General features: G+C 66.1%; 20 protein-coding genes. 12 read left to right on the top strand and 8 right to left on the bottom strand.

The features are described 5' to 3' along the window. Positions 1-10: 10 nt before the first annotated feature. Positions 11-1048, bottom strand: coding sequence for a twin-arginine translocase subunit TatC (gene tatC, locus P12x_RS05860; RefSeq protein ID WP_435009953.1), 1038 nt, complete (start codon positions 1046-1048; stop codon positions 11-13). A 466-nt stretch (positions 1049-1514) separates the two neighbouring features. Here tatC and P12x_RS05865 point away from each other — a divergent pair, with 466 nt between their 5' ends. Then, positions 1515-2132 (top strand): LemA family protein, encoded by a 618-nt coding sequence (locus tag P12x_RS05865; RefSeq protein WP_435009954.1) that lies wholly within the window; start codon positions 1515-1517, stop codon positions 2130-2132. Between the two features lie 63 nt (positions 2133-2195). Continuing rightward, a complete protein-coding gene (locus P12x_RS05870) occupies positions 2196-4181 on the top strand; it encodes a M48 family metallopeptidase (RefSeq protein ID WP_435009955.1) in 1986 nt (661 codons plus the stop codon). A 13-nt stretch (positions 4182-4194) separates the two neighbouring features. Here P12x_RS05870 and P12x_RS05875 read toward each other — a convergent pair whose 3' ends face one another. Then, positions 4195-5253, bottom strand: a complete 1059-nt coding sequence (locus P12x_RS05875) for a prenyltransferase/squalene oxidase repeat-containing protein (RefSeq protein ID WP_435009956.1) — start codon at positions 5251-5253, stop codon at positions 4195-4197. A gap of 144 nt (positions 5254-5397) precedes the next feature. Continuing rightward, positions 5398-7779, bottom strand: coding sequence for a sigma-70 family RNA polymerase sigma factor (locus tag P12x_RS05880; protein ID WP_435009957.1), 2382 nt, complete (start codon positions 7777-7779; stop codon positions 5398-5400). Between the two features lie 222 nt (positions 7780-8001). Between P12x_RS05880 and P12x_RS05885 the strand changes: the two genes are divergently transcribed. From P12x_RS05885 to P12x_RS05905, 5 genes are all read left to right on the top strand, one after another. Beyond that, the gene (locus tag P12x_RS05885; RefSeq protein WP_435009958.1) at positions 8002-9075 is read left to right on the top strand and encodes a hypothetical protein; all 1074 of its coding nucleotides are present in this window, start codon (positions 8002-8004) and stop codon (positions 9073-9075) included. Between the two features lie 462 nt (positions 9076-9537). Beyond that, positions 9538-10530, top strand: a complete 993-nt coding sequence (locus tag P12x_RS05890) for a type I phosphomannose isomerase catalytic subunit (protein WP_435009959.1) — start codon at positions 9538-9540, stop codon at positions 10528-10530. Positions 10531-10598: 68 nt separating this feature from the next. Further along, complete coding sequence (locus P12x_RS05895; protein WP_435009960.1) at positions 10599-11726, top strand: hypothetical protein; 1128 nt, start codon at positions 10599-10601, stop codon at positions 11724-11726. A 117-nt stretch (positions 11727-11843) separates the two neighbouring features. Continuing rightward, a complete protein-coding gene (locus P12x_RS05900; protein WP_435009961.1) occupies positions 11844-13226 on the top strand; it encodes a hypothetical protein in 1383 nt (460 codons plus the stop codon). Continuing rightward, the gene (locus P12x_RS05905) at positions 13223-14722 is read left to right on the top strand and encodes a sensor histidine kinase (protein WP_435009962.1); all 1500 of its coding nucleotides are present in this window, start codon (positions 13223-13225) and stop codon (positions 14720-14722) included. Before P12x_RS05900 ends, P12x_RS05905 begins: the two co-directional genes overlap by 4 nt. A gap of 63 nt (positions 14723-14785) precedes the next feature. Here the strand turns inward: P12x_RS05905 and P12x_RS05910 are convergent, their stop codons facing one another. Then, positions 14786-17527, bottom strand: a complete 2742-nt coding sequence (locus tag P12x_RS05910; protein WP_435009963.1) for a glycosyl hydrolase — start codon at positions 17525-17527, stop codon at positions 14786-14788. Positions 17528-17755: 228 nt separating this feature from the next. Between P12x_RS05910 and P12x_RS05915 the strand changes: the two genes are divergently transcribed. Then, complete coding sequence (locus P12x_RS05915) at positions 17756-18658, top strand: sugar phosphate isomerase/epimerase family protein (protein ID WP_435009964.1); 903 nt, start codon at positions 17756-17758, stop codon at positions 18656-18658. A gap of 24 nt (positions 18659-18682) precedes the next feature. Here the strand turns inward: P12x_RS05915 and P12x_RS05920 are convergent, their stop codons facing one another. Beyond that, on the bottom strand, positions 18683-18889 hold the full coding sequence (locus P12x_RS05920) for a carbon storage regulator (protein ID WP_435009965.1): 207 nt from the start codon (positions 18887-18889) through the stop codon (positions 18683-18685). Between the two features lie 447 nt (positions 18890-19336). Between P12x_RS05920 and P12x_RS05925 the strand changes: the two genes are divergently transcribed. The 3 genes from P12x_RS05925 to P12x_RS05935 all read left to right on the top strand — a co-directional run bounded on the left by P12x_RS05925 (position 19337) and on the right by P12x_RS05935 (position 21739). Then, positions 19337-20473: an aminotransferase class V-fold PLP-dependent enzyme gene (locus tag P12x_RS05925; RefSeq protein ID WP_435009966.1), complete on the top strand. Its 1137-nt coding sequence runs from the start codon at positions 19337-19339 to the stop codon at positions 20471-20473. Between the two features lie 20 nt (positions 20474-20493). Further along, positions 20494-21006: a pantetheine-phosphate adenylyltransferase gene (gene coaD, locus P12x_RS05930; protein WP_435009967.1), complete on the top strand. Its 513-nt coding sequence runs from the start codon at positions 20494-20496 to the stop codon at positions 21004-21006. 112 nt (positions 21007-21118) lie between these two features. Further along, a complete protein-coding gene (locus tag P12x_RS05935) occupies positions 21119-21739 on the top strand; it encodes a DoxX family membrane protein (RefSeq protein ID WP_435009968.1) in 621 nt (206 codons plus the stop codon). 3 nt (positions 21740-21742) lie between these two features. Here the strand turns inward: P12x_RS05935 and P12x_RS05940 are convergent, their stop codons facing one another. Genes P12x_RS05940 through P12x_RS05950 form a run of 3 tightly spaced genes read right to left on the bottom strand, consistent with a single transcriptional unit; the run spans position 21743 to position 23837 of the window. Further along, complete coding sequence (locus P12x_RS05940; protein ID WP_435009969.1) at positions 21743-22810, bottom strand: protein arginine kinase; 1068 nt, start codon at positions 22808-22810, stop codon at positions 21743-21745. Then, the gene (locus P12x_RS05945) at positions 22807-23298 is read right to left on the bottom strand and encodes a UvrB/UvrC motif-containing protein (RefSeq protein WP_435009970.1); all 492 of its coding nucleotides are present in this window, start codon (positions 23296-23298) and stop codon (positions 22807-22809) included. The genes P12x_RS05940 and P12x_RS05945 overlap by 4 nt, the downstream gene beginning before the upstream one ends. Before the next feature lie 26 nt (positions 23299-23324). Then, complete coding sequence (locus tag P12x_RS05950) at positions 23325-23837, bottom strand: UvrB/UvrC motif-containing protein (protein ID WP_435009971.1); 513 nt, start codon at positions 23835-23837, stop codon at positions 23325-23327. Between the two features lie 355 nt (positions 23838-24192). Here P12x_RS05950 and trpE point away from each other — a divergent pair, with 355 nt between their 5' ends. Further along, positions 24193-25692: an anthranilate synthase component I gene (gene trpE, locus P12x_RS05955; protein WP_435009972.1), complete on the top strand. Its 1500-nt coding sequence runs from the start codon at positions 24193-24195 to the stop codon at positions 25690-25692. Positions 25693-25700 lie beyond the last annotated feature (8 nt).

Here is a 25700-nt window from a genome sequence, read left to right on the forward strand (position 1 = left end):
GTCATCGGCCTCAGGCCGCCGCTCGACTGGGATTCTTCTTGTTCGACCGGATCATGAGCAGGCCCAGCTCATAAAGGCCGACCATCGGCACCGCCAGCGCGAGCTGGCTGAAGACGTCCGGCCCCGGGGTCAGGATCGCCGCGGCGATCACCATGATCAGGATCGCCATCCTCCGCTTCGACCGGAAGTCCTCGTGCGTGAAGATCCCGACCCGCTCCAGGAACAGCATCACCAGGGGGGTCTGGAAGCAGACGCCGAAGACCACCGGGAGGATCGTGGCGAAGCTCATCCAGTCGGTGATCCGCATCGTCGGCTCGATCCCCAGCCAGACGTTGAACTGTAGGAGGAACATCAAGGTGTAGGGCAGGACCCCGAAGAAGCAGAGGAAGACGCCCGAGAGGAACAGGCCCAGCGAGAACGGCAGGAACTTCTTGACGTAATGCCGCTCGTGGCGATAAAGCCCCGCCGCGATGAACGCCCAGACCTGATAGAAAACGAACGGGCTGGTGAGGACCAGGCCGGAGACCATGCAGATCATGAAATAGATGGTGATCGTCTCCAGCGGGGCCAGCGAGATCAATGGGCTCCGGAAGGTCGAGGTGACCTGGCTGAGGATCTGGTCGCTGGCCTCGGCGGTCAGGGAGAGGGCGATCTTCTTCCCCTTGAGTTCCTCGGACTTCGGGTCGGGGAGCATCGGGGCGAGCTTGGGGGCGATGGCCACGATCTGCGCCAGGAATTCCCCGGCGGGGATGTAATTCTTGACGGTCGGGGTGAGCCGATCTTCCTGCTTGGCCTTCGCCGACTCGTTGATGGCCTGGTTCTTGTAGAACTCGTTCAGGGTGATCCGGGCCGGGCGTTCCATCGTGTCGAAGACGTACATGCCGATGCTCTGGCCGAGCATCGGGATCGGGATGAAGGTGATGACCATCCCGACGAACAGCCCGACGAGGCCCAGCACCAGTCGATAGCGGAGGTCTTCGATGTGGTCGCCGAAGCTCATCGAGACCATCGACTCTTCTTCGGCGAACAGGTCTTTCTCGGATGGCATGGGGTCGATCCCTCCTCCCGAGGGGGAGGACTGGGGGAGTGCCGGTCATCGGCGATGGGGGTGGGGGAGGAATCGCGGGCGATCCGGCCGGTCCCGAGGTCGGAGCCCATGTGGTCGGCACCGCCGGAGGCCTCGCGGGGACGGCCAGGTCGGCGGGGGCGTTCCTGAAGCGACAATATATCACGGAGGGCCACGCCCTCGCCAGGCCCCAATCGCAAAGGCCCGGGCCGATCCAGCCTTGTGCACGCATCCGTCCGGCTGACGCTCGACTTCGATGGTCCGCCCTGGCAGGATGGAGGATCTACCGAGGGTTCGGGCCATCGGCCCAGATTCCCCATCTCGTCAATTTTGCGCCGGGGTCGAACCAAGATCTCGGGCGATCGCACGAATCACCACCGGGCCGTGACTCCCGACCGCCGGGCGGGACAGGTCACTTCCCCGGGCCTCGATCGGGAGAATTATCGCCATGCCGCCGTTGTTCGCGATCGACACCTCCGTCACCGTCCTGATCGTCCTGGGCGTGGTCGTCCTGCTCGCCCTGTTCTTCGGGGTAGGCCTGTACAACTCGCTGGTGACCTTGCGAAACCGCTACAAGAATGCCTTCAGCCAGATCGACGTGCAGCTCAAGCGGCGATACGACCTGATCCCGAACCTGGTCGAGACGGTCAAGGGGTACATGACCCACGAGCGCGAGACCCTGGAGGCCGTCATCAATGCCCGGAACTCGGCCCTCAGTGCCAGCCAGCAGGCCGCGGGAAGCCCCGGCGATCCGGCGTCGATGAACAAGCTGAACGCGGCCGAAGGGCAGCTTTCCGGCGCGCTCGGCCGGATGTTCGCGCTCTCCGAGGCCTACCCCGACCTCAAGGCCAATCAGAACATGCTGGCGCTCCAGGAAGAGCTGACCTCGACCGAGAACAAGGTCGCCTTCGCCCGCCAGGCCTTCAATGACGCAGTGATGGCCTACAACACCGAGCGCGAGAAGTTCCCCAATAACATCGTCGCGGGATTCGGCGGTTTCGCCCCGGCCCAGCCCTTCGAGGTCGACTCGCCCAAGGAGCGTGAGGCCCCCCGGGTGTCCTTCTGACCTCCCGTCTCGAAGCCGAACCCCGGATGGGCCCGTTCGAGCCCCAACCCGCGAGAGCCCGTCATGGATTTCTTCCAGCACCAGGAGACCGCCCGTCGGAAGACCGGGCTCCTGGTCTTCTATTTCGTCGTCGCGGTGATCCTGATCATCCTGCTCGCGTACGGGATCGTCGCGGGGGCTTTGCTCGCGTCGGGTTCGGCGCGTGGCTCTATGGGAGATTTCCAGCGCCCCACGCTCTGGGATCCGGGTCTATTCGGGGCCGTCTCGCTGGCGACCCTGGCCCTCGTCGGCGGAGGGAGCCTCTACCGGATCGCCTCGCTGGCGGGAGGCGGGCACACCGTGGCCGAACTCCTGGGCGGTCGGCCACTCACGCAGTCGACCTCCGACCCCGACGAGCGCAAGATCCTGAACGTGGTCGAGGAGATGGCCATCGCCTCCGGGACTCCGGTCCCCCCGGTCTATCTCATGGAGCAGGAGGATGGGATCAACGCCTTCGCCGCGGGCTACACCCCCGGCGACGCCGTGATCGGGGTGACCCGAGGTTGTATTCGCAACCTCTCGCGCGACGAGCTTCAGGGGGTGATCGCCCACGAATTCAGCCATATCCTGAACGGCGACATGAGGCTCAATATCCGCCTGATCGGGGTCCTCTATGGCATTCTGCTGATCAGCATGACGGGCTGGATCATCTTCCGGAGCACGAACTATCAGGGACGATCCTCGGGGAGACGCGACGACGACCGGAAGGGCGGGATCCCTTGGCCCCTGATCGGGCTGGCGCTCTATGTCCTGGGGTACGTGGGGGTCTTCTTCGGCAACCTGATCAAGGCGGCCGTGAGCCGCCAGCGCGAATACCTGGCCGATGCCTCGGCCGTGCAGTTCACCCGGAATCCGGGGGGGATTGCCGGGGCCCTCAAGAAGATCGGTGCCTACTCCGAAGGGTCGAAGATCCAGTCCTCCGAGGCCAAGGAGACCAGCCACCTTTTCTTCGGCGACGCCGTCGGCCATCTCTTCGAAGCCTTCGCCACTCACCCCCCGCTGGCCGATCGGATCCGGCGGATCGACCCATCCTTCGACGGCGATTTCTCCAGGATCTCGATCGGGACCGAGTCAAGATCCATCCCCGATGAGCCGACCCGGACCACGCTTCGGCCCCAGACCCGATCGGCCCAGGGCGGCTTCCGGTTCAACCCGGCCGAGATGGTCGCCCACGTCGGGACCGTCGACCCTCAGCAACTCGCCTACGCCTCCGGGATCCTGGCCTCGCTCCCGAGGTCGCTCAAGGATCTGGCCTACGAGCCGTTCGGGGCCCGGATCATGGTCTTTGCGCTGCTGGTCGATCCCCAGGATGAGGCCGTCCGGGCTGAGCAACTCCGGGGTCTGGCCGGTCGTGCCGATCCGGCCGCTTTCAAGTTGCTCCAGTCCGTCCTGCCCGAAGTCCTCCGGCTCCCGCCCGAGTCTCGACTTCCGCTGGTCTCGATGGCGGTCCCGGCCCTCCGGAGGCTTTCGGGGGAGCAATACCTGTCCTTCATCAAGGACGTGGGGGCGCTGATCCGGGCCGATCATCAACTCAGTCTGTACGAATATGCCCTCCAGCGCATGCTCATGAGGCATCTCGCCATCCATTTCGGCGATGCCCGACCGGCCCGGGTCCGCCATGAGTCTCCCGAGGCCTTGTCCGGACCAATCCGCCAGGTCCTCGGGATGCTGGCACGCGTCGGACACTCATCGGAGATCGATGCCACCCACGCGTTCGAAGCCGGTCTGAAGAACCTGGGCTGGCCCGGGATCGAGGACGCCTTGCCCGCGAGCGACCTGGACCTCCGGTTGCTCGATGCGGCCCTGAACGAGCTCGATGCCGCCGCGCCCCCCTTGAAGAAGCAGGTCCTCGCGGGTTGCGCCGCCTGCATCGGGGCGGACGGCCGGATCACTCTGGAAGAGGCGGAATTGCTCCGGGCCATCGCCGACTCGATCGGCTGTCCCCTCCCGCCGCTCCAGGCCTTGCCCGGGGCCCAGGCCATCGCCGGCGACCCCACGACCGAGGGATGATCGGAGGACGATCTCAGGGCCTTTTCGGCGTGAGTCTTGCCAGTGCGAGCGTGGCCCAGGAACTGGAGGCGCAGTTGATCGGCGTCAGTAGTTTCGAGCTCCCCGGCGAGCCGTCGGGGGTCGATCGAGAGATCATCGGCCAACTTCCGTCCGGCAGTTGTGTCGCGACCAGGAAGTCCATGGCCCGTTGGATCTCGGGCCGCTCGGCCGTGAATCCGGCGAGCGACAATACGTACAAGGTCTGGCCGGTGGCGAAGGCGTCGCTCTTCCAATCGGGGACGGTCTGGCTCCAACCACCGTCCTCGCGCTGGAGGGCGAGTAATCCCTCGATGGCGGTTTTCATCGTGTCGAGGGGCTTACCGGATCGAATCGCCACGAGCAGCCTCAAAACCTTCTCTTGATGGAGTTCGGAGGACTTTGCGGCGTCGAACCAGGCGATCGCCCTGGACAGGGCCTCGCGTCGGGACGTCGGCGAGTCGGGGCCGGTCTCCCCCTGCAAGGCCATGATGATCCAGGCGACGTCGGTAATCTGGCTCTCGTTGATCGGTGGTCGCCTGAGGGTAGGGAAGAATTCCCACGAGCCATCCGGTTGCTGCTTCCTGACGATCTCCTCCGCGATCAGATTCAGGCTTTCCTGCTGCCCCTCGACTGGCGCGGGTCTCGAGCGCGCCGCGACGGCCAGGAACGGGAGCCCCATGTTCAGCCCTCGACCCTGCGGGCGCGGGTCGGGTGGGGCGGCCGGATTCGGGAAGATCCTCGAGGCCAGCAAGTTGTCCTTGCTGCCCAGCAAGGACTCGAGAGTATCCGCCAGGAACTGCTCGTCGATCGAATACCCCTGCCGTTCGGCCTCGATCAGCGCCCAGAGCGGCATCGGCAGGTGATGGCAGGCGGCGCATTGACGAGTGGTCCACCACGCGTCACTCTCCTCCTGGAGGTAACCGATGGCACGCTCGACCGCCTGCTGGACCTGCTGCGTTCTCGCGGGGGGATCCGATGCCGGTCCATCGGCAAGCGAGAGCCGAGAGAGGCTAATCCCCAGGATTATCGCCGCGAACCATGACGTGCGACCCATGAGGCGATCCCCTTGTTGATCAACAAGCATCCGCTACGAGACGCGATTTCATATTACGGCACCACCAGTTTAAGCGACATCCCACGTTTCTCCCTCCCGGGCCAAGATTCATTGGTCGACGCGCGGGATCGGCTAGCTTTCGAGTCAGCGTCCTTCTAGGTGAGGCGAGGGGGCCGCGAGCGATCTCAGGAACGTGGCGAGGTCCCGCTTGCGTCGTGGGGAAAGCTCCGCGTGGCGTCTGGCCGAGGCCGCCCCCTGGCCGCCGTGCATCGCGATGGCCTGCTCGATGCTCTCGGCGCGGCCGTCGTGGAGATAAGGGCCGGAGTCGCGAAGTCCCCACAAGGGGGGCGTCCTCCACTCCTGGGCCAAAGCGAGGCCGGTGCCCGATCGGTCCCTCGCCCCGTCCTCGAAGGCGGGGGCGTCCCCCGCGAACACCGCGTAGGAGTCGGAATCTCCCAGTGCCGGGCTCATGTCGTGCAGGAGCAGGTCGCTGTAGATCCCCTCGACATCCCCCAGCCTCGGCGAGTGGCAATGGGCGCAGCCGATCGACTTGAATGCCTCCAGGCCGGACCGGATCTGCTGGGCCTCCTGGGCGTCGGCAGCTTCGGGGGCGTTGGGGGCGGGGAGATCCCGGACATACTTCACCAGGGCGTCGCATTCCGCCCGATCCATGTCCAGGCCCGGCGCGTCGAGGCCGGGTAATCGCGGGTCGACCGCCTGCCGAACGCCCGGGACCTCGAGCCCGATCTCTCCGGCGGCGGCGGTCTTCACGAACTCCTCCAGCGTCGCCGCTTGAGCCTTCCAGCCGAACCGGCCGATCCGGCCGTCCCCGAGTCGGCTCACCCGACCTCGAGGTGTCATCGGGCCGGGTCGCCTGCGTCGGGACGCGGCCAGGATCGCCTCGTCGGGGATCGCGTCGATCAGGCCCGAGCCGAAGAGGGGGGGCGAGTTCCGCTCGGAAGTCCGGACCAGGATCATCCCGTGCTGGCCCGGGACCGACCCTCGCCAGGCGTCATACCCCGGGTCGGTGCCGAATTGGTGGAGCATCACGCTCCGGGCCTGGCGGAAACCGGGATGGATCGCACCGAGCATCCTCGGGTCGGGCCGGTTCCCCGCCGTCCCCCGGACCTCCGCCGCGTTTCCCATCCGGTAGTCGAATTGCCCCGACCCGAAGTCCATGCTGAAGGAGTAGAAGTAGCCGGAGCCCTGGGCCATCCCCGATGAGACGGTCGCGATCTCGACGTTTCGGGCGATCCCACCGGCCCCGCCGACCCCGCCGAGATGATGGCAGGCGACGCAGGACGATCCGTTGAAGACCGGCCCGAGGCCGTCGCCGCCGTGGCTCCTGGGGTCATTCCTCGACCACGTCCTCTCGAACAACTCGCGGCCCGAGGGCCCTGCCTCGGCCGGTCGGACTTCGCCGGGCGACGGCCTGAGTGGGTCCATCAACTTCGCGAAGTCGTCCCCTTCGTCCTCTGGCTGGACCGGGGAGGGGGGCATCGGGACGACGGCCGGGGCTCGGTCGGGTCCCTTTGGAGCCGGGATGATCGCGGCAACCCGAGGCTTCGGGGGGATCGGGGCCGGGGTCGGCGAGATCTTTACCGGCCCGAGGGTCGATCGAGGAGGTTCGACGGCCCCTTCGCGGGTCGGTCGGCCAGACCATCGGAGGGCGGTCGCGGCCAGCAGCAGGACGAGCAGGATCGGCGCCGCGATCTTGATCGGGTCGTAGAACATCGACGAGAGCGTGGACTCGGCCAGGCCGGTGACCCCGGGCGAGATCAGCCCGGTCGTCCCTCGCCCCTTGGCGAATCGGGAGGCGCCAAGGGCCGTCTCCTCGATCCAGACCCGGTCGAGCAGCGCGGCCCTCGCTTCGGGCCCGGCCGCGAGGCCGAGACCGGCCAGGGTGGCGAACGAGGCCCCCTTCCGGCCCAGCCTCGATCGCAATCGCTCCAGGCCCCGATGGAGGCGGGATTGGACCGTCCCCAGCGGCCAGCCGAGCGCCTCGGCGGCCTGTTCCTGGGTCCATCCTTCCCAGTAGCAGAGCAGGATCGGCTCCCGATATTTTTCGGGCAGTCGGCCGACCTCCTCACGCAGTCCGAGGTCGTCCGATTGGCCTCGGAACCCCTTCTCCGACCGGCAGCCACCCATGAGCTCGGCCCTCTTGCGCTCGGCGATCTTCCGGCGAGCGGACTCACCTCGTCCTCGACGCGCGACCCGCAAGGCCACCCCGTGGAGCCAGGGACCGAGCGAGGCGGGCTTCCGGATCGAGCCCGCCTTCCGGGCCAGGACGAGGAAGACCGCTTGAGTGGCGTCTCGGGCCTCTTCGCGGTCCCGGAGGATCTCCAGGCAGACCTGGTGGACGACCGGCCCATGTCGCTCGATGAGGGCGGCGAAGGCCAACTCGGCCCACTCATCCGCCCCGGAGAGGAATCGACCCAGGAGTTGCCCGTCGGGCCAGGTCTCGAACACCCGACGATCCTGGGGCGTCGGGGCCTCCTCCTCGGTCGCCGTCAATTCCATCGCCATTGGTCTCGATCCTCCCCGAAGGTTCCTGCTCTCGCACTGTAGTGCCGGTTCGGGGTGAGGATCATTTCATATTTCCGGGATTTCTCGCGATTTGATGGGCGATGGGTGGCTTCCTCGGTCGAAATCGGCCGACTCGGGCCGGGAAGTGTGTTAGCCGGGGGGCGTGGCCCCGAAACTTCGGGGGAGATCCTCCCGATCCCGCCCATTGTCGCGAGAGCCGCCATGATCGTCTCCGATGCCCGTCGCGAAGCCAATCGCCGAAACGCCCTCAAGAGCACGGGTCCGAAGACCCCCGAGGGGAAGGAGCGATCTCGCGCCAACGCCCTGAAGCATGGGCTCTGCTCGGCGATCGTCGTGCCCGAGAGCGTCGAGGCGATCCAGGAGCGGTCCTCGGCCTATTATTACACCCTCAAGCCCCAGAACCAGTTCCACGGCTGGTTGGTGAATGAAGTCGCCCTGATCAGTCTGAGGATCGACCGCTGCGAGCGGATCGAGCGGCGGGTCCGCGACAAGATCTCCCTCCGGGCCGAATTGACCTGGGACGACGACCGGATCGCTCAGGCCGCGACCCTCGGCGCCCAGATCGGCAAGCGTCCCGAGGAAGTGGCCGAGGCCCTCCGGCGGACCCCTCAAGGGTGCGACTGGCTGATGAAACGCTGGGCGATGCTGGCCTACGTGGCCGATAGGAAAGGGGCCTGGTCCCTGGAACAGTCCCGGCTGGCCTTCGACCTGATGGGCACCCCGATCGAGTTCCGCGAGGGGCACGAGCCGGGGGCCCTGATCGACCAGGAGGGGAGATTGATCGGTCCGCCCGAAGGCCCGGCGAGCGTGGCACGTCGCGAGATCGCCGCGTTGAAGGAACGCCGGGAACTGGTCGCCGACCTCGATGAGGTGAACCGAGAGCTGGCCCTCGCCGACCTGACCACCGACGAGGACCCCGAGCTTCGGAGGCTCCGACGATACGAGTCGACCCTCCATCGACGACTCCGCTGGTGCCTGGCCCAGATCAAGTACGAGTCGCCCCACCGGGCCGCTCACCCCGACCTCGCTCCCAACTGGGAATCCCGAACCTCTTCACGGTCGGAGTCGAGAGCCTCGAACGAGTCCGACCCCGGAGGGTCTCAGGCTCTCGCGGAGGAGGCAGCCCTCGAAGCCCCCGCCGATCTTGAACTCGACCCGATGCCGGGGTCGGGCGTGGACCGAGATATCCCGATGATCCTGGCTCCGAAGATCGAGCGGCGGAGCGATTCTCGCCGGGACGTCCGGGTTCGGGAGCCTGAACGGCTCCGAGCCTGAACCCGAGACCGTCCATGACCTCGCCGCGACCGCCACTTCGCCCGCTCTCCCGGGCCGAGGCCGCTCCCTCGCGTACCTGTCGCGACCCGATCGTGTAAAAATGAGAGTTTGGGGCGATTTGCGTTGGTTTTGGCCGAATTCAGGACGGGCTTTCGACCGATTTTCGGTCGTCCGATGCCTTCGGCGGTCGAATCCGGGGACAGCCGAGGGAGCGGGGCAACCCACTTTGCGAATCGAAGCCATTTGTCGCGTATCTGCGGGTCCCTCGCGATTTCGACAATTCCCTCAGGACAGGCTTGTCCTGTTGACTGAGGTGTTCGCCTTGACCTGGGATTGTTTCTCCGCGAAGCCGAATTCGAGAGGAGGGCTGTTCATTCTGGCGTTGATCTTCCGGTCGCGATAGACAATTCTCGGTCCTGGAGTTACAAGCATGAGCAGCGTCGCTGATATTCCGAGGACCCGATGAAGCAGGTCATGGTCGACGATCTCCACCCGCTCCGATTCGAGCCGATCCTGAAGCGTCTGATCTGGGGCGGCCGGAAGCTCGGTCACGTCCTGGGAAAGCCGATCGGCGAAGGATCGGATTACGCCGAGAGCTGGGAGATCTCCGACCACCGACTCGATGTCAGTCGGGTGGCCGAAGGGCCGCTCTCCGGCACCTTGCTGCGTGACATCGTCCGGGGACGCGGCGAGGACCTGTTCGGCCCGGGGGTCGGGCCTCGCGAGCAATTCCCCCTCCTGATCAAGTTCATCGACGCCCGGCAGGATCTCTCGGTCCAGGTCCATCCCGATGACGATCTTGGTCTTCGACTGGCCAACGATAACGGCAAGACGGAGACCTGGGTGGTCATCGATGCCGAGCCGGGCAGCAAGATCTATGCCGGGTTGAAGGCGGGGACCACTCGCGACGACATGGCCCGGGCGATCGAGTCGGGGACGGTCGAGTCGCTGCTCCACTCCTTCCCGGCCCGGCCGGGGGATTGCATCCTGATCCCGGCGGGGACGGTCCACGCCATCGGGGCGGGCGTCGTCCTGGCCGAGGTCCAGCAGATGTCCGACGCCACCTTCCGGCTCCATGACTGGGGACGGGTCGGGGTCGACGGCAACCCCCGTCAACTCCACCTGGCCGAGGCCCTGGAGTCGATCGACTTCGAGGCCGGGCCGGTCGCCCCGATGACCACGACGCCCGAGCCGATCCCCGGTGGTCATCGCGAGCAGCTCGCCCGGTCGGCGTTCTTCGACCTGAATCGCCTCATCCTGGACGGGCCAACCACGATCGGCGACCCATCCCGTTTCACGATCGTCATCTGCCTGGGGGGCTCGGCCCGGGTCCAGTCGGGCGAGATCTCGGTCTCGCTGGAACTGGGGCAAACCGTGTTGCTCCCCGCCGCGATCGGACCATGCGAGGTCCGGCCCCTGGGCCGCGCAACCTTGCTGACCTGCGTCGTCCCTTGATGGTCGCCCGGAAGGATTTCGGGCGATCTCCAACGGCGAGGCCCTGAACCAACACAATGGAGTGTCGCATGGCCGACAACCTCGGGTCCGTCGCTCGTCCGTTCCTCGAAGTACGCCCGATCCTCCGGTCCATCGGGATCGCCTCGGACCCCAGGAAGCTGATCCTGGCGGTCCTGGGGCTGCTCGCGATGATCGGGGGATGGGCCGCGCTGGATCGGGTGATCGAGCCGACCAGGAAACCCGGATTGACCCAGGTCCAACCGGGCTCGACGATCCGTTCGGTCGATTACCCGACGGTGGAATCGTTGAGGGACGCGGCTCGATTGATGGTCGAACCTCCACGATCGGTGATCGGGCCTTTCGCGTCCTTGTTCGAGCGAAGGTCGGGCCCGGCCCGATGGTTCCGGTCGGCCCTGATGGCCCTCTGGTCGATCACGGTCTGGGGGATTTTCGGAGGGGCGATCGCGCGGGTCGCGGTGGTCCAGGCGTCGGTCGGCCACCGGGTGGGGATCGGATCGGCGCTCCGGTTCGCGCTCCGGAAGTCGGGCTCGCTGATCGGGGCCCCGCTGACCCCCTGGCTGGCGATCTCGATCTTTTCCGCGATACTGGCCGCGTTCGGCCTGATCCACCGGATTCCCGGCGGAGTCGGGAGGACGATCGCGGAGGTCCTGGGGTTCTTCCCGCTCGTGCTCGGGCTCCTGATGGCCTTCATCCTCCTGGGGCTGGCCGCGGGATGGCCCCTGATGCACCTGACCGTGGCCGCCGAAGGGGAGGATGCCGCCGATGCCCTGAGCCGGTCCTATTCTTACGTCAACCAGCGATTCATCCGCTACGCGAGCCATCTCGCGCTGGCCTGGGGGGTCGGGACGGTGGGCCTGATCGGCGTGATCTGGTTCGCGAGGGCCGTCCTGATGCTGTCCGATTGGGGGGTTGCGCTGGGGGCTCCGGCGACCGATCCCGCTTCGTCACTCGGGTCGTTCTGGGTGGTGCTAGTCGGTTGGCTGGTCCACGGCTGGATTTACAGTTATTTTTGGTCGGCAACGGCGATCATTTACTTGATCCTCCGAAGGGATGTCGACGGCACCGACTGGCACGACGTTTACCTCCCCGAGCAGGATGCCGACTCTTTCGCGGGCGAGACTCCCCTCGGGATGACGGAGGTTGCCATCAAGTCGGAGACCTCGGAGGTGGCCTGACCCTTCGAGAACCGTTGGTGGTCCGCCGAGATCCATCCCATAATGATGAGGTTGTCGCGCTGGCGAGCGTTGCCTCGGTGGCATCGGACGCGAGAGTCGACCGGGAGTACCACTCCGATGGGCACGACCGGACGAATCGGGACGGGCTTGCTGGCGATCTGCGGCCTGGCCCTGGCCGGCTTGATGGCCTATACGCTGACCTACGACGGCTTGTCGAATGGAAAGCGTCCCGGCCCGGGTCCGGGGCATCCGGTCGCGGCCGATGTCGCGGTCTTCTTCCCGGATCGTCGCGAGTGGTCGCATTTCCAGGAGGCCGTCGAGCTCTGCTCGCATCGCGGGCTCTGCCGGATCGCCGAGACCTCGGAAGGGGCGATCGTGGTGGAGACCCCTCGGCAGGCCCGCCGGGTCCGATTCCAGTGGCACGGCACCCGAGGCGTCCGAGACACCCGCGACGAGGTCGAGCGGATCGCGAGCCGGCCTCGCCCCCCCCTCGCGGTGGTCGGATCGGCCACGACCGTGTTGACCGCCGCGCTGGCGGAGGCCCTGAGCCGGGAGGGGCCGGACGGCCCGGTCCTTCTGGTCCCCTGGGCGACCGCCGTCCGTGCCGGAGGCGAAGGAGAACTGCTCGCGATCGACCCGGGTCGGACGTTTCGTTTCTGCCCGAACAACCGGAGGCTGGCCGAGTCGGTCGTCGACGCACTGCTCGAACAAGACGCCGACAAACTGCCCGGCGAGGTCTTCCTGGTGATCGACCCGCTCGATCCTTATTCGGGAGACCTGACGGACTGCTTTCGTCGGGCCATCCGGGAGAAGGTCCCGTCGGCCAGGATCATCGAGCGGACCGACATCGTCGGGCTCCCGACGCCGGCGAGCGGGCCGAGGTCGGTCCCGACCCCTTCGATGGCCGACGTGGCCCTGGCCGACGCGATCTGGACCAAAGCCGACGCATCCCCCGACGGTCGACCGACCTGGGTCGTCCTCCCGCTCCAGGGAGACCCTTCCCGGAGGATGATCTCGGCACTCCAGTCTCGGGCCTCGTGGACGCCGGTCGGGCCTGGCGAAGGGCCGGTCCGGGTCGTCTGCGGCGATGCGGTCGGCCGCGAGGCCCTGGAAAGCCTGTCCGGCCCGCGCTCCTTCCCGATCTGGTGCGCCTCGATTTCCTCGATCGCCAGGCCGGGTCTCGGCGTGACCGATGATACTCACGCGTTTGCCGAGATCGTCTCTGCGATCGTCCTCCTGATCGAACGGTCTTCGGTCGACTCTCCCACCCCGGACCAACTCCGGGATTTCCTTGCGACTCTCGATTTGCCCGAGACCGATCCCTCGGCGTTCGGCCGCCCGCTCCGATTCGACCCGGAGGGCGAGCGTCGAGACGCGCCGGGGTCGGTCCTGGCCCTGCGGCCGGGGGTCCCGGGTCTGATCGGGTTTGCCCTCGGCAAGGACGGAAGATGGGTCCGGGCGGATCTCGACCGAGAGGCGTTCTCGGGTAGCCAGCCATGATCGATTGGCAAAAAATCGGCGCGATCCCGGGTCGGCTTCATGCGGTCCTCGGCGCACCCGGCGTGATCATCGGTTGCCTGTCGGTCCTCTCGTTCGGATTCGGCCTGGTCGTCCTGACCGACGAATACCACCATCCGACCCGGATCGGCCGCGATGCGCTCCATCAACTGATCGGCGGCTGGCTGCACGTGGACGATTACCTGGGCTACACCCTGGTGGATCACGCCGATAGCTGGCTGGCGGCCTCGCCCGAGGAGCGACCTCGGGCGCTGGGGCTCCTCCGGAGGTCCCTTTCGGAACTGGGCGGGGGGCTATCTGATCGTAATGCGGAGATCCGCCTGATCCGAGTCGAGGGGCTGGAGCTCGGCCCGCGAGGCGGGCCTCCCCTGGCCAGCTGGAAGCCGGAGTCGGGCCCGGTGGGCGGCGGGGAGGTGGGGACCGACACGGTCGAGGTGACGGGGGCCGCGAGTCAGGGTCCGCCCCTGGAGCTATCCGTCCGGTATCGGGTCGTGCCCGAGGTCTCCGCCGCCCTGGGTGCCGTCGAGATCTCCTATCACCGATTGCTCCTGGCCCTGGTCGGCCTCTCGGGTTATTCGCTGCTCTGCCTGGGCTACATGGTCCTGCATGCCCGCTCCCAGGGCGACCGGATCGCTCGCGAGGCCGCCGCCGCCGCCACGCTCGACCTGGCCGACCGGACCTGTCACGAGCTGGGAAACGTCGCATTCGTCGTCGCGAATGAGCGAAGGAACCTCGCCAGCCACATCGAGCTCCTGGAACGGTTCGTCGCCGAGGATGCCGAGGCCCACGCCGGGGCCGCCCGGAAGGCGGGGCTCGAACCCTCGACCGCCCGTCGCTTCGAGGCGGCGCTCCGTCGGGAGTACGCCGATCGTGGGATCGATCCCGAGTTCGAGCTGAAGGGAAGCGCCACGATCGCCCGCGACGTCTGCCGGCAGATCGCGGTCTGTTCGGACTACATCGCCCTGACCGTCCGCGAGCTGGACGGCTACCTGAAACAATCCTCGATGTCGGTCGACTTGGCCCCCTTGCCGCTCGAACAGTGCCTCGATGACGCCCTGGCCCTGATGGCCCCCAGGCTGGAGGCGACCGGGGCGAGGATCGAGCGTCTCGACCCGGTTGAGAGCCCGCCCAGGGTCCTGGCCGACCGCCGACTGCTCATCCATGCCCTGGTCAACTTGATCAAGAACGCGATGGAGGCCGCCTCGCTCGTGGAGTCGCCGCCGGTCATCCGGGTTGGGGTCGGTGTCGAAGGGGCGACGGGATGGCTCACGGTCGCCGATAACGGTCCCGGGATCGAGCCCGAGATGCTCCGACGTGTCTTCGAGGCCCGCTACTCCACCAAGGGGGCAGGACGGGGCCTCGGCCTGGCGATCGTCCGCGAGTCGATCGCCGCGCAGGGGGGGACCATCGAACTGGAAAGCCAACCGGGGTCGGGTACCCTGTTCCGGATCAGGCTCCCGATTTTTCGGCCGGCCTGATGCCGAAGAGCGAGCCGGATAAGGCGAAGAACAGGCAAGCGAAATGATTTGGGTATATTTATGTCAGCCCCAGGTCCAGACCCACCCCGAATCGCCCGCGGGGAGCTCGACCGACCACGTCAGCCGGCCCGTGACGTGATCATGGCCCGGGGGCGGCAACTCGGGCTCGGCATGCCAGGGGCCGAGACGACCGAGCCCGGGGCAGGTCACGCCGATCTGGAGGGTCACGGCATGACGGAGCCGGGCCTGGACGGTCAATCGATGGACCGTGCCGCCGATCGGGCGTTCGAGTCGATAAGCGATCTCGCCGCACGGGAAATTCTGGGAGATGCCCACATGAGGCCAGGCCCCGGGCAGGGTGGGGTCGAGCGTCAGTCGACGATCGGGGGCGTCATAATCGAGACCGGCGATATCGAGCATGGCCTCGATCAGCATTCCGTGGAGCCGCCAGGATCCCGTGGTCGTCCCGACCCCGGATCGGGTCTGGTCGGACCCCCGGGGTGCCGAGCGGACCGAGAGGCCCAACGGGGCGAGGCGGGCGAGCAAGGCGTCGAGGATGGCGAGGGCCTGGTTCCAGATCCGCCCTTCGCCGGTCTCCCTCCCGAGCCGTACCAGGTAGCGGACCATCCAGAGAGTGGCCAGGGTGGAAAGGTCGTGAGCATGGCTATCGCCGGGGGTCCCCCTCCGGCCCGGCATGCCCGGATCCCCCGACCATCGGGAGAAGAAATTGCCGTCGCCGGCGATCGCGTTCTGGCGGAAGATCGCCTCGGCCGTCGCCCTGACTCGAGGGTCCGCGGCGGGGAGGAGATCGAACGGGACCGACACGCCGAGCATGCTGATGTCCGTCGAGGGAGAACGATCGATCAGCCGGTCGGGGCGGTCCGTGTACCAGCCCCGGAGGGTCGAGATCCGTCTTCCCTCCAGGAATCGGCCGGTCGCATGATCGACCATCCCGGGGGCTCCGCCGTCGGTGGCCGACTCGGTCAGGATGCCTCGTTCCCAGATCCGTCGGGCCCGGTCGCCCCAGGGCTCCGCCTGTTCATCCCGGCCGAGCAAGGCGGCCAGGCGGACCGAGGCCTGGAGGCCGGCGACCGCGACGCTGTTCGAGTACAGGAAGGCGCCGAAACGGCTGTCCCATATCCCGGCCGAGTTGATCAGGCTCAGGTCCTCCATCCAGCTCAGGCCGGGATGGCTCGAGGTCCCGACGCAGACCCCGGCGGCCCGCTCGACGATGGGCCAGGAAGCGGCGACGAAGTCGAGGTCGCCGGTCCGTCGGTAATGGCGCTCCACCGACCAGGGGATCATGGCGGTCTGATCGATGGCCGGCGTCTCCCACTCGGGCTGGCCGTCGATGGTGTACTTCTGGAACCAGTAGCCATAGGCTCGCGTCTGCCCCTTGACGGAGGCGAGCCATTGGAAGACCTTGCCGCCGATATCGGGGTGCCCGGCGCGGTCCATCGCATCGCCGGCTTCCAGCGCCTCGCGGGGCCAGCAGTAGGCCGAGAGGCCCCGGTCGAAGCCCGAAGCGATCGCGCCGGTCTGCTGGTCGGCGTGTATGGCCAGGGCCAGGGCCGATCGCCGAAGGCTCACGGCGTAGGTCGGCTTGGGAAAATGGAGGCCGGGCAGCGGCTCGATGAAGGAGTCCCACTCCTGGGCCGTGGCCTGCTCGACGGCGTCGAGATCCGCCGAGCGGAACCAGTTCAGGGCCGGCCGGAGCCAGTGGGCGAAGGTCCCCGGGTCGCCCCTCCAGCCGGTGAAGGCCCCGCTAATGAGCAGGTCGACCGAGACCGTCCCGCCGGCGGGCAATTCCAGCCTCCGGAGCAAGATGGCCTCGTTCGGCCCGGTCGGCTCGCAGTTGACCTCGCCCCGATCATCCAGGGCCAGGGCAAATTCCACGGTCGCGTCGCGGGCGAGCTTGCGGTTGACGTGCCCGTGGCCTCGATTGATCGCCAGGAGGGTCCGATCCTGGTCATGCCAGCTCAGTCCCGGCTCGCCGATCCCTCCGTTGACCTCGGCCTGGACGAAGACGCCGAAGACGCAGGCGGTCGGCTCGGCCCCGTCGTTGACCACCCGGAATCGCTTGATGTACTGGCAGGGAGATTCGGTCCCGCCCGCCGTCCTGGGCAGGCAGTCTCCCATCGCGACGAAGTCGGTCGTCAGGACGCGTATCGGGCCATGACGCCAGCTCAGCTCGGTCATCAGGAGGTTCGTCGCGCCCTGATAATGCTGGAACGACCCCCAGGCGAGTCGTTCGCTGAACCAGTCGAGCCGTCGGCCGATCGCCAGCCCCGAGACGATCCCCCGGAAATGGGATCGGCTCTGGGGGAGCTCTCCCTCGGCGGGCCTGACATCGGAGTGCAGGCCGACGGTCGGGAAGTAAATGTCCTGGGTCGTCCCTCGGGAGTCGATCCGGGCGGTCATCATCCGATTGCCGACCAGGCCCTCGGTCCCGGATGGGATCGGCTCGAACGCCTCGGCGCGGTCGGGGAGGTTCGGGCGGACCACGGAATCCTGGAAAGGGCCGCTGGCGGTCTCCCCCCGGCAGCGAGCCAAGGCCCGGTAGTGGAGTCGGACATTGACCGCCTGGGGCGGGATCGGGACGTGCCAGAGGCTGTTGACCCCCTTGTTCTCGACCCAGTAGGCCGGCAGGGGACCGATCGAGATGTCATCGGCCGTCAGTTCGAGCCAGACCTCCTGGTCATCCTCGATCGGATGGGTCCCGACCACGGCCGACGACCACATTCCCGCCCGGACCTGACCTCCATGCCGCCCCTTCGCGGCCGCCTCGATCCACGTCGCCAGCATTACCCCTCCTTTGACACCTCACCTTGGCCCACGAGTGAGGTGCGCCGCTATTTCCCCGGTTCCGCTGGGGGACTCTCATTGTCGGGCTTCGCCCCTCGCGGGGCAAGAGGCGCCTCGCGGTGTGGCAGCGGGCGGTCAATCTCGATCGGATCACTAGCCCTGAGAGAGGCGCGGGGATATAACACGAGTGCTTGCGAGGCCGTCGTGAGCCCATGGAGAGTTGATTGAATGTTTGCTAGTTTCAACGCGAGAGCCGTCGGCTTAATGGGTCTCTCGGCCGAAGAGACGATCGACCTGGCCGCCTCATCGGGATTCGAAGGAGTCGATCTCCTGATCCGAGACCTCCTCCGATCCGGCTCGAACCCGAACTCGATCCGTACCATGATGGACGATCGAGGACTCCGAGGGGGGGCCTTCCCGATGGCGGTCGACTGGCGAGGAGATGAGTCGAATTTCCGACGAGATCTCGACGACCTGCCTCGCCTGGCCGAGGCCGCCGCGATCCTGGGCCTGACCCGGACCGGGACCTGGGTCATGCCCGAGACACCCCACCGATCGGCAGATCGTGGGGAGTTGGCGAGCCTCCACATCCGACGGATCGGCGAGATCGCCAGGATCCTGGACGATCATGGGATCGACCTGGGTTTGGAGGTGATCGGCGTCGAATCGTTCCGGACGGGGTCCGGCGAGCCATTCATCACCCGCCTCTCGGACCTCGACCGCGAACTGGAGCCAATCTGGGCCGAGTCTCCCAACCTGGGAATCCTGCTCGACGCCTTCCACCTCCACGCGGCCGGGGAGGAGATCGAAGCGGGCTTATCCTGGGGGATCGGGCGGGTTGTCTGGGCCCACGTGGCCGACCTTCCCGCCTCGGCCCTCGACGATCGCTCCAGGATCGTCGATGCCGACCGTGGCCTTCCCGGGGAGAATGGGGCGGTGGACGTCCGCGGCTTCCTCGATCGCCTGGCGATCGAGGGGTATCAAGGCCCCGTCACGGTCGAACCCATGTCGGGTTGCCGATCGCTGGCGGGCTTGAGCCCCCGGGAGATTGCCGATCGCGTCCGATCGGCTCTCGATGGGGTCTGGCCGGAGGGACGGGGACTCAACCGTTCTTCACGGTCGGTCCCCTGAGGAATGAGATCGAATCAGGCAGAATTAATGATGAGCGGCAGGGATTCCGAACGTTTCGGCCGGGTTCGCCGAACCGGCGTGGTTTGGGGCAATCTCTTCCCGGTAAATCGTCACGTCGGGGGGGGCTTCGATCCCGAGACGGATCTGGTTTCGGTCGATCTTGACTACGGTAAGAACGATGGAGTCGCCGATCAGAATTTTCTCGCCAAGCTTCCTGCTCAAGACCAGCATGGAAAAGCTCCCAATCCTGGTGAAAATCGTATGGATTCTTCTCGCCTACGAGAATCAATGCATTAAAAGAAGCAGTTCGCGTGCCGAATTGAGGATTCGGCGAATAAATTAGACGTAACCTTTTTTGGATTATCGCTTTGCCTCATTATTCAAGTTGAGTCTGTTCTTGAGTGGGAACGTCAAGTTTGAGACTATGGCCACCGATTTTGCGGGAGGTCTCGATAAAACGGGAACCTAGGTGATCAGTCAGAGTGAGGGATTCAGCTGCGGATAAGCCGGATCATCGAGCGGCGATGGATCTCTCGGACGCTTTACGGATCGAGGTCTGTTTCTCCGGAAGGCGTGCGGCAAACCGGGATGGTTAGGTTCCAATTCGGTCGTTAGGCTGGCTAGGCCAGGCCCGATCCCCGACGGACCGGATGCCGACCGACCCTCGGAGTTCGTTCGATGGATTGGGATGAGTTGCGGCGTCGGGAGTTCCCTGTCGTCGAGAACTGGGCTTATTTCGACCATGCCGCCGTGGCTCCCTTGCCGAAAAGGTCGGGGGATGCCCTTCGAGCCTGGGTCGACGATCAGGAGCGACACGGGGTCGTGAACTGGCCAGCCTGGGGGCGAAAGGTCGAGAAAGCTCGGGCCGATTGCGCCCGACTGATCGGTGCCGACCCCTCGGAGATCGCCCTGATCGCCAACACCACCCAGGGGATCGGGATCGTGGCCGAGGGATACCCCTGGCGTCCCGGTGACTCGGTGGTCACGGCGGCCGAAGAATATACCTCGAATCTCTTCCCCTGGATGAATCTAGCCGATCGTGGCGTGACCCTTCGGACCGTCCCGACTCGGCCCGATGGCCGGATCTGGGTGGACGATCTGGCGGCCGCGATCGACTCGACCACGAGGGTCCTGACGATCAGTCATGTCGAGTTCGCCTCGGGGTTCCGGAATGACCTGGATGCCCTGGCCGAACTCTGCCAGGCTCGGGGCATCGCCCTGTTCGTCGACGCGATCCAGGGGCTAGGACCGTTGACGATCGACGTCCGAAAGACGCCGATCGACTTCCTCGCCGCCGACGGTCACAAGTGGCTGCTCGGCCCCGAGGGGGCGGGCCTGCTCTTCATCCGGCGCGATTGGATCGAACGGCTCCGCCCGATCGGCGTCGGCTGGAAGAGCGTGACCTCCTCGTACAACTCCTCGAAAGTCGAGTTCAACCTGAAGCCCGACGCATCGCGATGGGAAGGGGGTACCTTCGCCATGGCCCCGCTTCAGGCGTTCGCGAAGAGCCTGGAGCTGTTCCTGGAAATCGGCCCCGAGATCGTCTCCCGGCGGATTCTGGACCGTGCCGACTCCGTTCGAGAACTGGCCCGATCCGCCGGCTGGCAGGTTCATGGCTCGGCCCGACCCGAGGATCTGGCGGGGATCGTGGCCCTAGATCGGCCCGGGGTCGACCCTGAGGCGTTCGCCAGCGACCTCCGGGATCGGGGGATCGCCCTTTCCTGCCGGCGGGGGAAGGTCCGGGTCAGCCCTCATCTGTACAATAACGGGGACGACCTGGGACGCCTCGCCGAGGCCCTGGCTGCCGCCCGATAACCTTCAAACGGCGATCCTTCATGACTTCGGACCCTGCACGGACCGCTGTTTTCACGGGGACCTTCGACCCCTTGACGCTGGGACACCTCGACGTGATCGGCCGGGGGCGGACCCTCTTCGATCACCTGGTCGTGGCGATCGGCGTCAACCCGAACAAGCAGTCCCTGTTCTCGATCGAGGAGCGGGTCGAACTGGCCCGGCTGGTCGTCGAGCCCTTCCCGAACGTTTCGGTCGAGGCGCTGGAAGGTCTGGCTGTCCACTTCGTCCGGAAGGTCGGGGCGAGGGTAATCCTCCGAGGGCTCAGGACGCTCTCGGACATGGAATATGAATTCAGCATGACCATGACCAACCAGCGGCTCGACCCCTCGATCGAGACGGTCTTCCTGATGGCCGATGGCGAGTATTCCCACGTCTCCAGCAGCCTCATCAAGCAGGTGGCCCGGTTTGGCAAGGAGGAGGCGCTCCGTCGATTCGTCCCCCCGGAGCTGGTCGGCCCGGTCATGGGGAAGATCCGGGAGTCTTACCCGAACTGAATACGAAGTGGGCGATCGATTCGCCAACGTCTGGCATCACGGACGGGCTCATCCGATAATTCAGATCCGTTCCCGATCTCACTTCCGTCCGATGTAGTGGAGGATTGCCCCGATGTCCGAGCCCTCGACGAACCCGTACACCTGGGGTCCGCTCGGCCCGGACCCAGGCCGTGGAATTCGGGTCCTGGTCGCCTTGCTCCTCCGCCTCGCGATCGGGATTACGCTCTTGAACACCGGCCTGATGAGCTACCTGAACGCCCGAGGCGCCGGGATGGGCCTGAATTCAGGCATAAACATCGTAGGGTTCAACGGGTTCGACCCGCTCTTGACGGCCATCCCCTACCTCTCGATCGGCCTGGGGCTCGCCCTGATTCTCGGATTCTTGACGACCCCGACCGCCGTGGGGGCCGGTTTCTTCACCTTGCTGACGCCGTTGCTGACGACCGTGGCGATCCTCGCCAGCGGCATGAGCGGCGGGGGAGTGCCCCGGGGCTTTAGCAATGGTTTCGGTGGAAATCCCTTCGATTCCATGGCGCTGATGTTCGGGATGTCGTCCTTCCTGCCCGGCTTGATCCCGAACCTCGTCCTGATCTGGCTTTCTCCCTTGGAAAACCATCCCTACTCGGTCGACGCCCTGATCTTCAATAGGGCCGCCGGCCCGTCGATCCTCCCGCCCCACCCGCCGTCCGAGGTCGTCGCTGGGACGCTGGAGGAGCCGAGAGTCCCGGATTGAGGCTCATTCCTCGGCGGGTTGTCGGCCGTTGGAGAGGCGGCTCCGAAGGTAAGAGGCCCGGGCGACGTTCCGCTCGTCGACCTCTAATGGGGCACCCTGGATCTTCTGGAGGTGCGCCGGCTGGGTGTGGATGAACAGCTCGTTGACGGTGGGAATCTCCAGGTCGTCGATCAGGCCGAGATTGATCCCCATCCGGACGCTGGAGAGCAGATACATGGTCTCCTCGCTGGAGATCGTGTGCGCCGTCTTGAGGACCCCGTAGGCCCGGCTGACCTGGTCGTGGAGGTGCTGCCGACGCTCGTTGACCAGTTGCTGGCGGGCTTTCCGCTCGTACTCGATGATCTGGGGGACGACCTCGGTGAGGTTGCGGATCAGCTCTTGCTCGCTCTTGCCGAGGGTCTGCTGGTTCGAGATCTGGTAGAAGTCGCCGAAGGCCTGGGTGCCCTCGCCGTAGAGGCCCCGGACGGCCAGGTTGATCTTCTGGAGGGCCCGAAAGACCTTGTCAATTTGCTTGGTCTGGACCAGGGCCGGTAGATGGAGCATCACGCCGACCCGGATCCCGGTGCCGACATTGGTGGGGCATGCGGTCAGATAGCCGAGCTGGGAGCTGAAGGCGTAGGAGAGCTTCTCTTCGAGCTGGTCGTCGATCCGGTTGATCCGATCCCAGACGTCCTGGAGCGAGAGGCCCGAGAGCATGACCTGGATCCGGAGGTGATCCTCCTCGTTGATCATGATCGAGACGTTCTCGTGCGGGGCGATGGCCACGCCCCGAGGCCCCTCGGCATTGTCCAGCTCCCGCGAGATCAACTGGCGTTCGACCAGGAAGAGTCGGTCGAGCTTGCTCAGGTTGTTCACGTCCAGGAAGCTCAGATCGGCGTCGGTCACCTGGGCCAAGCTTCCCCGGACGACCGCCTCGATCTCGGTCCGTTCGAGGCGGCTGGCGCGATTGATGAAGGGGAAGTCATTGAGGTTACGCGCCAGCCGGATCCGTGAGCACATGACGATGTCGCTCTCGGGGCCGGTGCCGCGAAGCCACTCGCCGGAAGTTCGGGTCAGGTCATCCAGATTCATCGGTCGGCATCCTTGGGGCGGAGCTGGTCGCGGAGCTTGGCGGCTTGCTCGTAGTCCTCGCGGGCGATCGCTGCGCGAAAGTCGGATCGGAGTCGGAGCCTGGCCCGGCCGGTTTCCTCGGCCGGGCGAGAGGGGACCTTGCCGACGTGCCGGGTGGCCCCGTGCGATCGGAGGATCAGGGGAAGCAACCCTCGGGCGAAGACCTGGTAGTCGGTCGGGCAGCCGAGGCCGCCCTTGGTCCGAAATTCCATGAATCGGACCCCGCAGTCGGGACAGGTCAACTCGGCGAGTTCGCCGACGAGTTCGCCGACGTGGGCCACGATCAGGCCTTGGACGACCTGATCCAGGCCGAGCTTGGGAGGCGACGCCGGCAACGCCAGGCCTGCTTTTTGGGCGCAGGGGAGGCAGAGATGGAGTTCCTGACGATTCCCGTCGACCGTCTCGGTCAAGTGGACCGCCGCTTCGTCGTGACACCGCTGGCAAGTCATGGGTCAGGCCACCCGGAGGGACGTGATCAGCGTCCCAACTCTTGTTCGATGGCCTTGATCTTGTCCCGGACCCGGGCGGCCATCTCGTAGTCCTCGGCGGCGACGGCCCGCTTTAATTCGTTCCGGAGCTGGATCAGCTCGGTCTGGCGGACCGGGTCGCGCGGGGCTCGCCGGGGAAACTTTCCGGTGTGTCGGGTGTCCTCGTGGATATTCTCCAGGAGCGGCATCAACTCGTCGCGGAAGATCTCGTAATCGTAGGGACAACCCAGCCGTCCCGTGTTCCGGAATTCCTGGAAGCTCATCTGACAGAGCGGGCAGACCTGCTTCTCGGCCACCGGCACCTCGCCTCGGGCGACTTCGAGGCTTCCCTGGCTGAGCTTCTCGGCCAGCGAGCTGATCTCGGGCTTCTCCCCGCCTTCGGTGGCCGGCGAGAGATGTTGCCGGGCGTGCTCGTCGCAGAAGTGGAATTCCTTCGGCTTGCCACGCTCGATGTCGGTGATGTGGAAAGTGGCCGGTTTGGGGCATCGCTGACACTTCATCACCATCCTCCTCTCCGTTCCGACGGCGGTCCGTGGCACTCCGCCGCCCGGATTCAGCTTCCCGGATACTCCGGAATCGTTCGGGTTCGGGGGATCGTGGAATGTAAAGTTTATTGTAATCCCGCCACCCCGCCTGTCAAGCAACGGAGCGGTCGAATGGCGATCCCGATGATCGCCCGGGACGCGATCCTATGCCTTTGAATCGCAACAACTTTTGATTGCGATTCGGCGTTGCCGGCTTCCTCGGCCGGGCCGCCCGCGAGACTTGCCCGGGGCGGGGGAGGGTGCTAAGATCATGCCTGATCCTCGACTCGCGATCTCCTCCGCTCTCGGCCCCCGACCAAGGCCTCCGTCCATGCCCGCCCATCGACCCTCGTTCGAGGAATTCGCCCGGCTCGCCGGCCGTTCTTCATGCGTTCCCGTGTACCGACAGCTGACCGGCGACGGACTGACTCCGGTCTCCGCCTTTCGCAAGATTGAACGCACGGCCCCCTCGTTCCTGTTCGAAAGCGTCGTGGGTGGCGAGAAGGTCGGCCGCTATAGCTTTCTCGGTACCGAACCATTCCTACGCTTCGAGGCTCGAGGGCGAGAGGTCCGAGTGACCGACCCGCTCGACCCCGATTCCGCCCGGTGGAGCCCCTCGGAAGACCCGTTCCGCGACCTGGAAGCCTTGCTCGATCAGTTCAAGGCGGTCCCAATGCCGGGGCTTCCCCGATTCACGGGCGGTGCCGTGGGCTATGCGGCCTATGACGCGGTTCGCTACACCGAACACCTGCCCGATGCCCCGCCCGATGATCGAGGCCTGCCCGATCTCTCATTCTCCTTCTACGATCGGATGGTCCTGTTCGACCACATCCGGAAGACCGTCCTGGTGGTCGCCTACGCCCACCTCAAGCCGGGGACCGACCCGCGATCCGCCTTCGAAGAGGCTGCTTCGAGGGTGGATGAACTGGTCGAGCGCCTGGCCAGGCCCACCCCGGAACTCCCGATCGCCGACATCAACACCGATGGCCCGATCCAGCTGAAGGCCGAATCCAACTTCACTCGGGAAGAGTATGAAGCGGTCGTCCGCCATTGCCAGGAATACATCAAGGCGGGCGATATCTTCCAGGTCGTCCCCAGCCAGCGATTCAAGGTCGAGACGACCGCCGACGCCTTCGATATCTATAGGGTCCTCCGGGTCGTCAACCCGAGCCCATTCCTCTTCTACCTGAATTACGGCGACTTCCGGCTGATCGGCAGCTCGCCCGAGATCCTCGTGCGGGTCGAGGATGGCGATGTGACCGTGCGTCCCCTGGCCGGGACCCGCCGAAGGGGTCGCGATGAGGCCGAGGACCTCGCCCTGGCCACGGAGCTTGTGGCCGATCCCAAGGAGCGGGCCGAGCACATCATGCTGGTGGACCTCGGCCGGAACGACGTGGGACGGGTCGCCGAACCGTCGACCGTGGTGCTTTCCGACCTGATGAAGGTCGAACGTTACTCTCACGTCATGCACATCACCTCGAACGTGACCGGCAAGCTGGCCGAGGGTAAGACCACCTTCGACGCGCTCCGCGCGGGCCTGCCGGCGGGGACCGTCTCGGGTGCCCCCAAGATCCGGGCCATGCAGGTCATCGATGAGGTCGAACCCCAGCGTCGAGGGCCTTACGCCGGCGCCGTGGGATATATCGATTTCACCGGTAACATGGACACCTGCATCGCCCTCCGGACCCTGGTCCTCGTCGGTCAAACCGCCTACGTCCAGGCCGGGGGTGGCGTCGTCTACGACAGCATCCCCGGCGACGAATACGACGAGACCGTCAACAAGGCCAGCGGGCTCCTCAAGGCGATCGAGATCGCCCAGACGCAGCTTTAAGCATGCGA

The sequence above is a fragment of the Tundrisphaera lichenicola genome, assembly GCF_051175385.1.
Classification (GTDB): domain Bacteria; phylum Planctomycetota; class Planctomycetia; order Isosphaerales; family Isosphaeraceae; genus Tundrisphaera; species Tundrisphaera lichenicola.